15 protein-coding genes and 2 tRNA genes are annotated in these 15,262 nt (G+C 42.8%); 7 read left to right on the top strand and 10 right to left on the bottom strand.

What is annotated here, in order from left to right:
- Nucleotides 1-179 precede the first annotated feature (179 nt).
- From clpX to BLR65_RS24540, 4 genes are all read right to left on the bottom strand, one after another.
- Nucleotides 180-1,442 carry an ATP-dependent Clp protease ATP-binding subunit ClpX gene (gene clpX / locus BLR65_RS24525; protein ID WP_093796787.1) on the bottom strand — a complete coding sequence of 421 codons (1,263 nt, stop codon included), beginning with the start codon at nt 1,440-1,442 and terminating at the stop codon, nt 180-182.
- A gap of 12 nt (nt 1,443-1,454) precedes the next feature.
- Nucleotides 1,455-2,060 carry an ATP-dependent Clp endopeptidase proteolytic subunit ClpP gene (gene clpP / locus BLR65_RS24530; RefSeq protein ID WP_093796789.1) on the bottom strand — a complete coding sequence of 202 codons (606 nt, stop codon included), beginning with the start codon at nt 2,058-2,060 and terminating at the stop codon, nt 1,455-1,457.
- 22 nt (nt 2,061-2,082) lie between these two features.
- The gene (tig, locus tag BLR65_RS24535) at nt 2,083-3,372 is read right to left on the bottom strand and encodes a trigger factor (RefSeq protein WP_093796791.1); all 1,290 of its coding nucleotides are present in this window, start codon (nt 3,370-3,372) and stop codon (nt 2,083-2,085) included.
- A gap of 245 nt (nt 3,373-3,617) precedes the next feature.
- Nucleotides 3,618-3,692, bottom strand: a tRNA-Gly gene (locus tag BLR65_RS24540).
- A 147-nt stretch (nt 3,693-3,839) separates the two neighbouring features.
- Here BLR65_RS24540 and BLR65_RS24545 point away from each other — a divergent pair.
- Nucleotides 3,840-5,075 carry a radical SAM/SPASM domain-containing protein gene (locus BLR65_RS24545; protein ID WP_093796793.1) on the top strand — a complete coding sequence of 412 codons (1,236 nt, stop codon included), beginning with the start codon at nt 3,840-3,842 and terminating at the stop codon, nt 5,073-5,075.
- A gap of 120 nt (nt 5,076-5,195) precedes the next feature.
- Here BLR65_RS24545 and BLR65_RS30110 read toward each other — a convergent pair whose 3' ends face one another.
- The 6 genes from BLR65_RS30110 to BLR65_RS24575 form a co-directional block, all read right to left on the bottom strand.
- Complete coding sequence (locus BLR65_RS30110; RefSeq protein ID WP_169717044.1) at nt 5,196-5,363, bottom strand: hypothetical protein; 168 nt, start codon at nt 5,361-5,363, stop codon at nt 5,196-5,198.
- 78 nt (nt 5,364-5,441) lie between these two features.
- Nucleotides 5,442-6,014: a DUF2238 domain-containing protein gene (locus BLR65_RS24555; RefSeq protein ID WP_093796796.1), complete on the bottom strand. Its 573-nt coding sequence runs from the start codon at nt 6,012-6,014 to the stop codon at nt 5,442-5,444.
- Between the two features lie 362 nt (nt 6,015-6,376).
- Nucleotides 6,377-6,461 (bottom strand) — tRNA-Leu (locus BLR65_RS24560).
- Nucleotides 6,462-6,789: 328 nt separating this feature from the next.
- Nucleotides 6,790-8,016, bottom strand: a complete 1,227-nt coding sequence (locus BLR65_RS24565) for a SufB/SufD family protein (RefSeq protein WP_093796798.1) — start codon at nt 8,014-8,016, stop codon at nt 6,790-6,792.
- 11 nt (nt 8,017-8,027) lie between these two features.
- On the bottom strand, nt 8,028-8,780 hold the full coding sequence (locus tag BLR65_RS24570; protein ID WP_093796800.1) for an ABC transporter ATP-binding protein: 753 nt from the start codon (nt 8,778-8,780) through the stop codon (nt 8,028-8,030).
- Nucleotides 8,781-9,249: 469 nt separating this feature from the next.
- Entirely contained in the window at nt 9,250-9,639 is a 390-nt protein-coding gene (locus tag BLR65_RS24575) for a pyridoxamine 5'-phosphate oxidase family protein (protein WP_093796802.1), read from the bottom strand.
- A gap of 183 nt (nt 9,640-9,822) precedes the next feature.
- On the opposite strand from BLR65_RS24575, the gene BLR65_RS31520 reads away from it, so the two are divergent.
- From BLR65_RS31520 to BLR65_RS24605, 6 genes are all read left to right on the top strand, one after another.
- Nucleotides 9,823-10,065, top strand: a complete 243-nt coding sequence (locus BLR65_RS31520) for a winged helix-turn-helix transcriptional regulator (RefSeq protein ID WP_281241582.1) — start codon at nt 9,823-9,825, stop codon at nt 10,063-10,065.
- A 283-nt stretch (nt 10,066-10,348) separates the two neighbouring features.
- Nucleotides 10,349-11,200 carry a nucleotide-binding protein gene (locus tag BLR65_RS24585; RefSeq protein ID WP_093796804.1) on the top strand — a complete coding sequence of 284 codons (852 nt, stop codon included), beginning with the start codon at nt 10,349-10,351 and terminating at the stop codon, nt 11,198-11,200.
- Entirely contained in the window at nt 11,197-12,117 is a 921-nt protein-coding gene (locus BLR65_RS24590; protein ID WP_093796806.1) for an ATP-binding protein, read from the top strand. The genes BLR65_RS24585 and BLR65_RS24590 overlap by 4 nt, the downstream gene beginning before the upstream one ends.
- A gap of 100 nt (nt 12,118-12,217) precedes the next feature.
- Nucleotides 12,218-12,586 (top strand): NifB/NifX family molybdenum-iron cluster-binding protein, encoded by a 369-nt coding sequence (locus tag BLR65_RS24595; RefSeq protein ID WP_093796808.1) that lies wholly within the window; start codon nt 12,218-12,220, stop codon nt 12,584-12,586.
- A 35-nt stretch (nt 12,587-12,621) separates the two neighbouring features.
- Nucleotides 12,622-13,836, top strand: coding sequence for an iron-sulfur cluster carrier protein MrpORP (locus BLR65_RS24600; RefSeq protein WP_093796810.1), 1,215 nt, complete (start codon nt 12,622-12,624; stop codon nt 13,834-13,836).
- Nucleotides 13,837-14,061: 225 nt separating this feature from the next.
- Nucleotides 14,062-14,949 (top strand): cation diffusion facilitator family transporter, encoded by an 888-nt coding sequence (locus BLR65_RS24605; RefSeq protein ID WP_093796812.1) that lies wholly within the window; start codon nt 14,062-14,064, stop codon nt 14,947-14,949.
- Nucleotides 14,950-15,262 lie beyond the last annotated feature (313 nt).

Consider the following 15,262-nt stretch of genomic DNA (forward strand, 5'->3'; position numbering starts at 1 on the left):
ACGAACCTCCTTCCCGGGCAAAATTAATTGTTTGTTTTATTTGTAACCATGAATCTAGTATTGGCAATGACCACTATTTTATCCTGGCAAAACCCGGCAAGTTAACTGTAAAACTAAAGCTTGTCCGTCGCTGATCAGCAAAAAAAGAAGCCTGAGCGGCTTCTTTTTTTGCATTTATTTTATGCGGATTCTTCTTTTTTCTTATTTTTTCGTTCGACTGCCACCAGCATTGGTTCTTCCTTGTTAAGAATAACTTCCGGAGTCACAATGCATTTGGCTATATCGGTACGGGACGGGATATCGTACATAACATTGCGCATGATAGCTTCAATAATTGCCCGCAGGCCTCTGGCCCCGGTTTTTCGTTTTAAAGCTTCAGCAGCAATTGCCTTCAACGCTTCTTCTTTAAATTCAAGCTGGACATTGTCGATTTCTAAAAATTTCTGATACTGTTTCACAAGCGCATTCTTAGGTTCAATGAGAATGCGTACAAGAGCATCTTCATCAAGGGCATCTAGTGTAACAATTACAGGAAGGCGCCCGACGAATTCGGGAATAAGGCCAAATTTGAGGAGGTCTTCCGGTAATATATTCTTAAGCATTTCCCCGATTTGTTTTTTCTCTTTGCTGCGGATCTCAGCGCCAAATCCCATAGATTTTTTTCCTGTCCTGGCTCCAATGATTTTATCAATGCCATCAAAGGCGCCGCCGCAAATAAAGAGAATATTGGTGGTATCGATTTGAATAAACTCCTGATGCGGATGCTTACGTCCCCCTTGCGGCGGAACGCTGGCTACTGTACCCTCTAAAATTTTCAGAAGAGCCTGCTGCACACCTTCACCGGAAACATCGCGGGTGATCGAGGGGTTTTCCGACTTACGCGCAATCTTATCGATCTCATCAATGTAAACAATGCCTTTTTCGGCTTTTTCCACATCATAATCAGCAGCCTGAATAAGTTTCAGGAGAATGTTTTCCACATCCTCGCCCACATACCCGGCTTCCGTCAATGAAGTGGCGTCCGCTACGGCAAAGGGGACATTGAGAATCTTGGCTAAGGTCTGCGCTAAAAGCGTTTTACCGCTGCCAGTCGGCCCAAGCATGACGATGTTAGACTTTTGCAATTCCACATCATCCATTTTCACCCCGAGATTAATCCGTTTATAATGATTGTACACAGCCACAGCTAGTGATTTTTTAGCTTCCTCCTGGCCTATAACGTACTGGTCAAGGATATCTTTTATCTCTTTGGGCTTGGGAACATCTCTGAGTTCGACATCCATGTCCTCGCTTAGTTCCTCTTCAATGATTTCATTGCAGAGTTCTATGCATTCATCACAGATATATACTCCTGGCCCGGCAACAAGCTTTTTAACTTGTTCTTGCAGTTTACCGCAAAAAGAACACTTCAGTTGACCCCTGTCATCACCGAATTTCAACATATTACCACCTCTCTACTTGGGAGTCTCCTTGTGTCTGTCACCCCGCACAACGACTGCATCAATGAGGCCGTATTCTTTAGCTTGCTCACTGGACATGAAGAAGTCCCGTTCGGTATCATTTTGGATTTTTTCCATTGGCTGGCCAGTATGGTGAACCAGAATACCGTTTATGTGTTCCCGCATGCGAAGAATTTCCCGTGCGTGAATTTCTATGTCAGTAGCTTGACCCTGAGCACCACCAAGTGGCTGATGAATCATAATCCTAGAATTGGGCAACGCATAGCGTTTTCCCTTGGCACCGGCGGCAAGCAGTACCGCACCGGCACTGGCGGCCTGCCCCATGCAAGTGGTCGTAACATCTGGTTTGACATATTGCATGGTGTCATACATAGCCATAGCAGCCGTAACTACGCCCCCAGGACTATTGATGTATACATGAATATCCTTTTCAGGGTCTTCGGATTCCAAAAACAGCAATTGCGCGATAAACAAATTGGCCACATTGTCGTCAATAGGCCCACCAATAAATACAATACGGTCTTTTAACAGTCGCGAGTAAATATCATAAGCCCGCTCACCACGGTTAGACTGCTCTACTACAATTGGCACATAGGGCATGACAAATCACCTCAAACTCTAATTATTTTTTAACTACATTCTCCATTATAAACTCAACAGCTTTTTTACGCAAAACCGACTCCTGGAGAGCTTGGAAGCGACCGGTTTGACGGATGACTTTAAAAATTTCTTCTACTGTAGTTTGATAATTCGCCGCCATTGTCGCAACTTCCTGCTCCATTTCTTCAGGTGTAGCAGTAATATTCTCCATCTTTACAATAGCTTCCAAAACTAAATCAGTCTTGACATTGTACAAGGCGGATTCACGGTAATTGTTACGCAAAGCTTCCATATCCATTTTAGTATATTCAAGATATTTATCAAGTTTCATACCACGCTGTTGCAGGTTGATGTCAAAATCCTGAATCATATTGTCTATTTGGTTTTCAACCATGATTTCAGGAATATCGACTTGCGCATTATCAACTACTGTTTTAATAACGGCAGTGCGAAAATCCCGGTCTGCTTTGGCACTTGCAGCCTGTTCTAGCTTATTCTTAATATCGGCTTTTAATTCCGCCAATGTATCAAAATCGCTTGTTTCTTTGGCAAAATCATCATCAAGTTCCGGCATTTCCTTACGTTTAATATCATAAACCTTAACAGTAAACAGCGCTTCTTTACCAGCCAATTCAGCAACAAAGTATTCTTCAGGGAAAGTAACTTTTACTTCCCTTTCTTCACCGGATTTGGCACCAATCAACTGATCTTCGAAACCAGGAATAAAACTGCCTGAGCCAATTTCTAAAGGATAACTCTTGCCTTCCCCGCCTTCAAAGGGAACGCCATCAATAAAGCCTTTAAAATCAATAATTGCCAAATCACCTTGCTTGAGTTCGGCATCTTCAACTACAATCATTTTTGCATTGCGGTTGCGGCTTTTCTCAAGTTCGGCATCCACATCGGCATCGGTAATTTCACTAACGTTTTTTTCTACAGTAACCTCTTTATATTGACCTAAAGTTACTTCAGGCTTTTTTACAACAGTAGCCTTAAATACCAACGGCTCGTCTTCATTTAAAGTAACCACTTCTATCTCCGGACGACCAACAGGGTCGATTGCTTGTTCTTCAAGCGCTTTGGCATAAGCCTCTGGCGCGAGGATTTCAAATGCCTCATCGAGCAACGCCTCTTTACCGAGACGCATTTCTACGACTTTGCGCGGTGCTTTACCTTTACGAAAGCCGGGAATGTTGACTTGATTAGCGAGTTTGCGGTAAGCCTTTTCAAGAGCTTTTGTTACCTCTGTTTGGGGTATTTCAAGATTGAGCACCGTTTTATGATTGTCTATTCTTTCCGCTGTAACCTTCATTTATGTATTTCCTCCTTATGAAATTAACTGCTGACACAGCTTATAACTGTCAACATAGCCCTTACAACAGTATTCCCATTATTGACATAAATTTAATGGTTTCTTAGCATAAGCATTATTTTTTGTTATTTTTTTCGGCCAGACCACAAATTGCAGCAATGTCATGCATAATATCATACCACAATTAAAAACCAAAGACAAGATATGCGCAAAAAACCCAGCAGATTATGCTGGGTTTTTTTACATGGAGCGGAAAACGAGATTCGAACTCGCGACCCTCGCCTTGGCAAGGCGATGCTCTACCACTGAGCTACTTCCGCGTATGTTTTAACGACAAAATTGATTATATCTGATAAAAACGTTTTTGTCAACATAGGTTTAGGATTATCGGAAACTGACACCTGGCATCCGACCTGCATATTATGTATAAACCCCTAACAATTGTTGCCGCAAAGGAGGTTGATCTGTTGTATTATTCCTTAAAAGAAGAATGTATTTTAGTCGAGGGAAAGCTCCGTGGAGCTATCTATGATTTTGCTTCCGGCCGGGTATACTCCGTAAATCATGGAGCGGTTGAATTTTTAAAAGCCTGTCAGGACAGCAATTTGGAAGATTTTTTAGATATAACCCTTAAGGAAAATGAGCGTTTTTTATCTTTTCTTGATACTTTGACAACAAAAGGCTTGGGAGCTTTCTATTATGGCAAGCAAGCCGCCAAACAACGTTCCCTTCCCTGCAAGCCGCCCAAACTGGAATATGTATGGTTCGAGCTTACCTCCACCTGCAATAACCGTTGCTTGCATTGCTATTCGGCCAGCAGTCCGGAGGTACCTGCCGGCTCACTACCACACAGTCGCTGGCTTGAACTAATAACAGAAGCGCGCCAGGAGGGCGCTTCCGGACTCCAGCTCATTGGCGGTGAACCCTTACTTTATCCCAAATGGCGGGAACTGGTCCTCAAGGCACGTGAAGAAAATTACGAGTTAATTGAAATTTTTACAAATGCCACACTGATCAATGATGACTGTGTCAAATTTTTTAAAGAACATAACGTCTCTATCGCTACCACAATCTATGCGGATAATGCCGCAACACACGATAAAATAACCCTTCATCCCGGTAGCTTTGAGAAAACCATGACTGCCATAAATAAAATTCTGGCTGAGAACATTCCACTTCGCATAGCCTCAATTATTATGAAAGCCAACGAGAATGAAGCCGAAAATATTATGAAACTATGCACACGGCTAGGGGTGGAAGCTACACCACCGGATGTTGTGCGGCCTACAGGCCGCGGCAATGACCAGCAGTTATTGCCTCAAGTCTACACAAAACCGCCCATCAAGCCGCCTTTTTTTACCGATCCTGAATCCTTCCTGAATGCACAAAGCTTTCATAGCTGCCTAGCCGGCCGCCTAGCGATAACGGCCACCGGCGATGTGATCCCCTGCATTTTTGCCCGTGAGCAAATTTGCGGAAATATTCTAAGTTCAGATCTCCATACGATCCTTAACGGCCAACCGCTAAAAAACTGTTGGCAAACAACTAAAGACAGGATTACTAAATGTCAGGACTGCGAGTACCGTTACGCTTGCCCTGATTGCCGTCCCCTTGCCCAAAACCAAGATCCTCAAAATTCCTGGAACGCCCCCCCTGCTGATTGCTCTTATAACCCTTATACCGGAAGTTGGGAGGATGATTAAAATATGATTAAGAACAAATATCAAAAACCTAAATGGGAATCCCCGGAAATCAGCGAATGTGACTTCAATGCCACAACAAAAGAATCCGATAAACGTTCTGCCACTGTTGGCTGTCAACCTTCATGGAGTCCCTGCCAGCCCACCAAACAACCCATTGGCTGCCGTCCTTCCTGGCCTCCCTGTTCGCCCCGGCAGTGCTACCCGCGGCAGTGCTACCCGCGGCAGTGTTCCCCGTGGCAGTGCTCTCCGCAGCAGTGCTCTCCGCGCATGTGTATGCCAATTAGCCATCGCCCCTGCAATCCATTATAAAGAAGCCACCCCATTTAAATATCCAAAATTTCTATCTTGCTATTTTCTTAGTTTGAATTACTTTTTTATATTTCCTACTAATATAATTGTTGCCTGAATGGCGGCAAGCAAAGATCCAATTATATCGGCGATTAAATCAAGATTGGTATCCAGCAGACTAGGCTGGCTCGGTACCCTGGGCTTAGTTATATAATCCCCGATGAACTCACCTACTTCGTATAAAGCACCAATACCAAGCCCTAAGGCAAGCACAAGGATAAAGGTAAATCCAGGGCCGATTGCGGGACGAGTCAAACGAATCATAACACTATATGCAAATAAGGAAAAAGCATAGCTGCCAACGATATGCTGAATTTTATCAAAAATTGATGATGTAGTATAAAGATCAAAATATAAACCGAAAAAACTATCACTAAAAATAACCGTCATGACACTCGCCCGAATGTAAATATTTAGGTTAATGCCCTTCTTTACATCGATAAACGTATAGATTATCCATAAAACTATTTTTACTCCGATGTTTTTCGCATAATCATACTGTCCCTGTTGAATCAGCCCAAGGACTATGCCCAACAAAACGAGCAGGAAGACGGCGGTAAGAGCGAATACGATTTTTCTTTGCGCGCACAAAAGCACTTTCCTCCCTTTTCCCCCTATAAAATACCATTAATCAGGTTCCCGCCCCCCTTGCAACCCATGCGAACGTATATAGTTTACCCAAATAGCCTTTAAATTTATAGTGTAATTTGATTAGAATAATACTTGCAAAAACAACAAAGCTTATCAGGCTAATCTGATAAGCTTTGTTGTGAAATATTCGCGTATAATTTGTATTTATTTGTCGGCAACTATATATATTCAATAAAAGTACTTGTAACTAAGTTCAATTCCATCTGGAAGATATCGCCGTTGCTGTATGATTGCTGTCTAAGTCCTTTCTGACAATAAAAAAGCTTCTCAAGCTTGATGCCTAAGAAGCCTTGTATTTTCTATGGTGCGGGAGACAGGAATTGAACCTGCACGCCTCACGGCGCTAGATCCTAAGTCTAGTGCGTCTGCCAGTTCCGCCACTCCCGCAAAAAGTATTGCTTTGTCGCTGTAGATGTTATAATATCATAGTTATTTTACTATGTCAACCTCTATCTATACAGTATCCAATAAAGATTTACGAAGTGCAACCAGGCGGCCCCTCTGCTAAAGGTTATGCAAATTATTATATCTCATCTCAGTATGGTTGGCAAGCTTGCATAGTTACAGTCCCGTTTTCCGCCTAAAGTCCAATTTCCAATTTATCGTTATATAGTTAAAAAATCCAATAAAGATTTTTAGGCAGGCTACAAGACCGTAAACGCTAATTGCGGAGGGAATAAAAAATCTTTATTGGATCTTATGATGAAGCAAGCACTTACGAATATTTTTGCAAACTAAACTCGTGAATCACATTATTAATTTCGCGTAAAAGGGCAGCAGGCAATCCTTCAATATTTACGTTAAGGAAACCGCGGACAATGGTAGCAATCGCCTCTTCCTCGGTAAGGCCGCGCGCCATTAAGTATTCAATTTCTTCCGGAGCAATCTTGCCGACTGCCGCTTCATGACTGAGTTCCGCATTGCCTGTCCGGGCTTCCAACTCCGGTACCGCATGAATAACCCCCTTATCCGACAGCAACAAACCATGGCATTCTAAGTGGGCCTTGGTTTCCGGTGACTGCCCCAGTAAATGACCGCGGTTGATCACTATACCGCCGGTGCTTATCGTACGGGCAATAATCTCTGCCCTGGCCCCCGGCGCAGCCAGAATAGCTCTGCCGCCGACATCCATATGCGAACCGGGCGGAGCAACCAGTATCGAATTAATTCGTGATACGGCTCCCGGTCCTACAAGCTTTGTAGTCGGATACATTTGCAGATCATGAACCGGCTGCATACAGACATAATTTGATAAATATAACCCGTTTTCCTCAATAACAACGCCGGTACGAGGCCTAACCACAACTTCCTCGCCCCAACGGTGAAGCATGGTAAAGGTCAGCTTCCCGCCTTTTTTTACATAGAACTCACTTATCCCGACATGCATACCTTTTTTCACCTGAGGGTCGGTGGCACAACCTGTAATAACGTGTAATTCCGCCCCTTCCTCAACAATAATAATATTATGGACATCCTGGATAAGGTCTTCCTGCCCAATGTATAAACAGGCCTGTACCGGATAATCAACTTTTTTCCCTGCCGAAACATGAATAAAATAGCCGTGTTCCTGATGGAGCGCCGCCCTGGCAGTATATTTATCGGCGTCAGGTTCAACCGCCTGCCACCAATAATCAGACAGCCAATCGTATTTTTTTAACGCATCGTCCGTACTTAAAATTTCCACACCGTCAGTGGCAACATTACAGTGCACAACGGAATGATCAACCTGCATATACGTTCCTGCCCGCTCTTCCCCGGCAACCTCCATGCCGATATTCTCCAGTTGTTTTTGCTGTTCAGGAGAAAGTTTGGCAGGATCGGAAAGATAACTTCGCTCAGCGGCTTTATCAGCAAAAGCAGCAAAATCTATATCTGCCCCCAGGGCAGCTTTTTTCTCATATGCGGCACGGGCCTTATCGTTTATATTTGCCTCATTCTTCATTTTTTCGCCTCCTATAGCGCACAGTTAATACATTCTTCATAGCCTTTTTCATGGATACAGGCCAGCATTTCCTGCGGGTTGCCACTACAGGACAACGTTCCCTGATACATGACATGCGCAATATCTGCAGGTACATATTCCATGATATGCCCGGTATGCGTAATGATCAGCCCGGATTTTTGCCGGTCGGTCCGGCGCCTTTTGATCGTTTGCCCATTCTTTCTGGTGCCGCGTTCCAAAATATAATTGGCTGCTTGTCCCACGACAGCAATATTCTCAATATCAACCCCCGACTCCGGCTCATCCAGCATAACAAAATCCGGTTGTTGAGCCATTAACTGCAACAATTCGGAACGTTTAATTTCGCCACCGGAAAATCCCTCATTTACTCCTCTTGCCAAAAAATCAACCATATTCATTTTTTCTGCCAGTGACTCCACCTCAACCTGATTTTTTCCGCAAATTTGAACCATTTCACGCACGGAAAGGCCACGCAACGTCGGCGGTCGTTGGATCATAACCCCAATTCCCCTGCGCGCACGTTCATCAACCGGCAAATGGGTTATATCCTGTCCTTTAAAGTAGATTTTTCCGGCAGTGACTGTATACCGGGCGAATCCCATAATTGCGCCAATTAATGTAGATTTTCCGGTACCGTTCGGGCCAAACAGTACATGCACTTCCCCCGGCTTGATATGCAAATTGACATCTTGCAGTATTTGCCGGCCATCGACTGCTACCGATATTCCTTCAAGTCTTAACAACTGCATCGCCTCCCAATCGTTTTATTAAAATAACCCCCCAAAGCCAAGGTTATATATTCTTTCCTTACGTAATTGTAACATTCTATTTAGAGACAATCTTTCCTTCTTAATTACAAAAGAAATCAACCAAATTATACCATAACATTTTTAGATATTCTCATAATGCTTCGCCCCCCTCGTTAGCTTGAGGGGGGCGAAAAAATAACCACAATAACTTGGTTGGTCATTTCAAGTCAAATTATAATAATTAACCTTACCATTCATTGACATTTATTATTTAATATAATATATTGATTTTATGGCATATATTCCATAATTTTTCCAGATTACGCCCTCTTGCCTTGCTGGATTAATGTCTAGAAAACCCGGCTAACGCCGAGCGTTAAGCGAAGGCGTTAGCCGAAAGGGACGTTTTTGGCACTGTCAATAAAGACAATGTCAAATAAAATTGTAATATCCGTTAAGTATTTTAGAGAGACTTTCCGATATCAGGGCCAGGTGATGTTACGAAAATCTTCTCAACTTCAACAGTTACTACACCTTTTGCATTCAGTTTAAGAACAGACGCCATCGTATTTCCCTCATCCACAAGTGAGCCTTCCGTTATGTAAGTAGCGATGCCTTTAATCTGGTAGCCTTGAAGTTTTTCCGCATTAAAAACTGTAATCGCTACTTTTGGATTACTTTTTATATTTTCGAGAGTTTTTTTCATAAAAACATCAACAAGCATTAATTTGTTATCATTAAGCACCTTGGTAAAATAAATTGGAACCGCATTCGGGGTACTTCCCGCACTTGCAAGAACCCACATTTTATTTTCCTCAAGAAATGCCTTGATTTCAGAATTTATTACCTTCACTATATGTTCCTCCTTTATTGCTTTTTATTTATTTTAATAACAACAATATAGGCAGCTGCCAATATTATGATATACTCACTATTTAACAAAAACAAGTATGCACTTTTAAGTAACTTAGGTAACAAAAAGGTAACTTAAATCTATGATCTTTCACCAAAGACATATTGTGATAGGAGAACAATTATGGAGAAAGCAAAATGCCCGATAGAAATAACCCTGTCTGTTATAAGCGGAAAATGGAAATTTCTTATAATTCGCGAACTAATGGGAGGCGGAAAACGTTTTGGCGCATTACATAAGTGCATTGGGCCTATTAGCGCAAAAATATTAACACAACAGCTTAGAGAAATGGAAAATGACGGACTGGTTGAAAGAAAAGTTTTTTCAGAAATTCCTCCCAAAGTTGAATATTCATTAACCCCCTAGGTCAAAGTCTCTTACCCATTCTGGTTGCTATGAGAAAGTGGGGACTAAACGTCACTAATAAGCACACACCCAAATGCCATTATTGTAACCAATGCGAACCAGTTTATCTTTCAGCCGCATCCAATAGGCAATATTCTTCTAAGTAAGTTTAACGAAGAATATTCCTTGACATACTATAAAGAATAGTATATATTGATTATGAAATATATATCATAACTATAAGCAGTATATTTTTTATCTTCATTATGAAATATATCCTAAAACTCACAAAGGAGGAGACCATGTGCTTATCAGTATTGCCAGCGGCAAAGGTGGCACAGGCAAAACAACATTAGCCCTATTACTTGCCGCCGCTCATTCGCAACTCACTCTAATTGACTGCGATGTCGAAGAACCTAACTGTCACCTGTTTCTCCAACCACAGTGGCAAGGTCCGGAACAAGAAGTCACGATCATGGTTCCAAGCATTGATAATGACCGTTGCAATGGCTGTGGCGCATGTTCAGCCGTTTGCCTATTCAGTGCCATCGCAGTTACCGGTAAATCAGCGCTATTATTTGATGAACTATGCCATAGTTGTGGTGGTTGCCTGCTTGCCTGTCAACAACACGCCATAAGTGAAAAACAAAAACCCATTGGTATTCTAATGAGCGGAACAGCAACCGCCTATCCGGGTATTCACTTGTTAAAAGGCACCTTAAAAGTTGGTACTCCCAGCGCTGTATCACTGATCAAACGAATGAAGCAAGAAAGTTTGCAACTTACAGGTGATATTCTTATAGATTGCCCGCCGGGGACTTCCTGCTCGATGGTAAGCGCCGTCAAAGGCAGCGACTTTTGCATCTTAGTTACCGAACCAACACCTTTTGGTAAGCATGACCTAGAATTGGCCATGAATATTACCCGCTTACTCCAGATACCGACAGGGGTTGTAATTAATAAAAGTGATGGTGCTGCTGGTGACGAAAGTATTGAAACCTTTAGCGTAAGCCGCCAAATTCCGGTCTTAGCCAAAATTCCTCATAGTCTTTCTTTCGCCCGTCAATATGCCGCAGGCTGCATACCATCTGAATTTCAAAATATCGCCGCATCCATCTGGCAACGCTTGACGACTGAAAGGAGCGCGAGAGCATGAAAGAACTAGTCATTGTCAGCGGCAAAGGCGGCACAGGTAAAACCAGTATCAGTGCAGCTCTCGCTTATCTGGCACCGCAGAAAGTACTGGTAGACTGCGATGTTGATGCAGCCAATTTCCATCTGGTTAGCGGTGCAACGATTAAAGAAACCCAACCTTTTAAAGCCGGTTTTCAACCCTATATTGATGCAGATGCTTGTAACCAGTGCGGCAAATGCACCAACCTATGCAGATTTGGCGCCATTACAAGCGGTGTTATTACCACACCGCTAAACTGCGAAGGCTGCGGGGTATGTGCTTTCAACTGTCCGCAGCATGCCATCGCCATGCAAGAAAAAGAGGCAGGACACTGGTTTGTCTCCACCACCCGTTTTGGCTGCTTAATTCATGCTGAACTCGGTCTTTCTCTGGAAAATTCAGGAAAATTAGTGAGTAAGGTTAGGCAAGAAGCGAAAAAAATCGCCACAGCTGAGCGTTTGCCCCTTATTATAACCGATGGACCGCCAGGAATCGGCTGCCCGGCCATTGCTGCCTTATCAGGCGCCTCTTTAGCACTAGCGGTTGTAGAACCCTCTATATCCGGTATGCATGATTTGGCGCGTTTAACCGAATTAGTAGCCCACTTCCAGTTACCAATCGCCGTATGTATCAATAAAAGTACACTTCATCAAAAAAATACGGAGCAAATGATAGACTGGTGTCAGCGTAAAGACATTCCCGTATTCGGTCAAATCCCCTACAGCGATACCTTCCGCACCGCTGTTCAATCCGGGCAAACAGTGTTAGAAGTGCCGCAAAGCGATGTCAAAGAGAGCCTTACAGCATTATGGCAAAATATAGCAAACCATTTGAATATCCCCCTTGTTAATAATGACTCTGGCTCGCTATGGCAGAAACTCAATATTTTCCGTAAGTAATACACCTTTTGAGGAATGAAGCTTAATAACTCCAGTTTATCTTACCGCTGGCTAATGGAAAATTGTTCAAATAATTATAAGAAAGCGAGGAAATCCTAATATGAAAATTGCGATTACTGCGCATGGTAAAGACCTTCATGCAACTGTCGATTCCCGTTTTGGCCGGGCCGAATATTTTATCATTTATAATCAAGAAAAAGCTTCCTGGGAATCTATACCCAACACACAAAACCTGGAAGCAGCCCATGGAGCCGGTATCCAAGCCGGTCAAACACTGGCTAAAACCGGGGCCAACGTACTCATCACCGGTCATGTTGGTCCAAAGGCATTCAAAGTAGTAAAAGCGGCCAATATCACCATATATTCATTAGGCGCTGAGAACGGCACTGTCGAAGATGCACTGGCCGCTTTTCTGGCTGGCAAACTGACACCTATTGCCACGCCAAATGCGATTGAAATTAAAAAATAATATGATTACCATAATCAAAAGGGGATGGATGACAAATGGCCTGTAACAGCAACGATCAAGAGCAAAAAGCACAAGATCAAAAAATCAACAGCTTTTTACAAAACGTCGATCACAAAATTCTCGTCATGAGCGGTAAAGGCGGTGTCGGAAAAAGCACGGTTGCCACCAATCTGGCAGTCTTTTTAAACAATCAGGGCTATAAAGTCGGCTTGCTTGATGTAGACGTACATGGTCCCAGTATTGCCGGACTATTAGGCCTTACCGGCCTAAGGCTCAATACCCTTGGCAGCCAAATTCAGCCCTACCATTATACCGATAATTTAAAAGTAATGTCCATTCAGGGCTTACTGGATCAACCTGATGACCCGCTTATTTGGCGCGGTCCGGTGAAAATTGGCATCATTCGCCAATTTTTAGCAGATGTAAATTGGGGACCACTTGACTTTTTAATCATAGACAGCCCGCCGGGAACAGGTGACGAACCGCTGACAGTGGCCCAAACAGTAACTGATTGCCAGGCTGTAATCGTGACAACCCCCCAAGAAATTGCCTTAGCTGATGTACGTAAATCTATTCAATTTTGCCAAAAGGTCAATATGCCGATTTTGGGGATTATTGAAAATATGAGTGGTTTTGTTTGCCCTTCCTGTGGCGATATGCATGCCATCTTTAAGAGCGGCGGCGGTGAAAAGACCGCGGCAAAATACCAGCTCCCTTTCTTAGGACAGCTGCCTATTGACCCTAACGTTGTCACCGCCGGGGATGCCGGTCAAAGCATCGATTCTTTATCAAGTCACACCAAAGAAAAAATGCAACATATTGTTGAGCAGTTACTCCAAAAACTTCCTAATAAACCAAATAAACAGAAGGGTGTTGAAAACAACATGAAAATTGCAATTCCGGTAGTTCAGGGAAAACTTTGTACCCATTTTGGCCATTGTGAACAATTTGCCATCATCACTGTAGCTGCTGGCAAAATTGCCAAACAAGAAACGCTAACCCCGCCTCCCCACGCCCCTGGTGTTATTCCTAACTGGGTAGCTGATCAAGGCTGCACAGACATTATTGTCGGTGGTATGGGCGAAGCGGCTCAGGCTATTTTGATGCAGCGCGGGGTGAAAGTCTCCTGCGGCGCCCCCTCGGACACACCTGAAAATCTGGTTGCTGCCTACCTACGTGGTGAACTTGTCGATTCCGGCAATACCTGCGACCATGAACACGGACATGAGCATAGCTGCGGCGGACACTAAATAACTAGATTAGCAGCATAACAGCGCAGCTAGAATTATTCCAGTCCTAGCTGCGCATTTTTATTTGCTTTACAATCAATCCCCTATTCTTTGCCAAGTAATCAATATAATCACCTTGATAAAAAATTTTTATCTTAATTACGAAATATATCTCGTAATTTAGTAAACCAAATCGCTTTAAAGGCAACGCTAACAATTTAATTTTTTCGGGAAGGAGGTTTCAGGGTGTCCGAAAATCTTAATTCCTTGAAACAAAATACCGCTCAGCTCGCCGTCATTGCCACTTCCCTGCAGCTAATTTTAAAACTAGTAATCGGTATTTTTACCGGCACCATCAGTATCATTTCTGAAGCCGTTCATTCGGCGGCAGACTTATTGGCAACTTTAATCTCTTATTGTGCCATAAGGAAGTCATCTGCCTTACCCGACGACAACCACCACTATGGTCATGGTAAATTTGAAAATATATCCGGTGCTTTTGAAGCATTACTTATTATTACAGCAGCTTTGTGGATTCTATATGAAGCTTATGAAAAGTATAGCAATGCTAACTCTCCCGTATTTCTAGAATATGGAATGATTATTATGCTCTTTTCTTGTGTTGTAAATTACCTTATCTCTCAAAAAATGCTGTCGGTTGCCAAACAAACAAGTTCTCCTGCCTTAGAAGCCGATGCGCTTCATTTGCAAGCAGATATCTGGACATCCGGCGGTATATTAGTCGGTTTGTTCTGTCTCCACGTAACCGGCTTATCTTGGATTGACTCATTAATTGCCGTAATAATAGCTCTTATAATTTTAAAAACAGGTTATTCCATGCTCAAAAAAAACATATCTGAACTCACTGACATCACTCTACCTGAAGAAGAAGAGCAGCTTATTTCTCAAATTATTAAACAGCATGATCAAGTTATATCCTTGCATCAATTACGCACTAGATATTCCGGAGGCTATCGCCTAATCGATATGCATCTTACAGTAGATAAAAACATGCAATTAGATAAAGCTCATACTATCTGCGATCAATTGGAGGCTACCATTAAACATCATTTTGGTACATGTGATGTAATGATTCATGTGGAACCAGATGAATGTAGGCTCTCGGAAACTTAGTACCATATAGTAGGATTTTGAGGGTATTGAGTAGCAAAATCAGAAGTAAATTAGCAAAAACAAGGGATGAGGAAAGGATACGTAAAAAGAGAGCATAGCAAGCAGACCTAGCCAAATACTAAAAAAACTAGGCCCAAGGTGTAGAAGTGTAGAGTTAAACGCTTAAGAACTAAGAAATTGCAGGAAAGACTTCCGCCGACCACTCCAAAATGAGGGGACGCATATTGATGGCAAGGTGTTTTATCCAGGCATCCATATGTGAACACATGGCAGTGGAATAAGCCCGGAAATACCAATTGCATGAATTACGGGT

It is taken from the genome of Sporomusa acidovorans, assembly GCF_900101845.1.
GTDB classification, from domain to species: domain Bacteria; phylum Bacillota; class Negativicutes; order Sporomusales; family Sporomusaceae; genus Sporomusa; species Sporomusa acidovorans.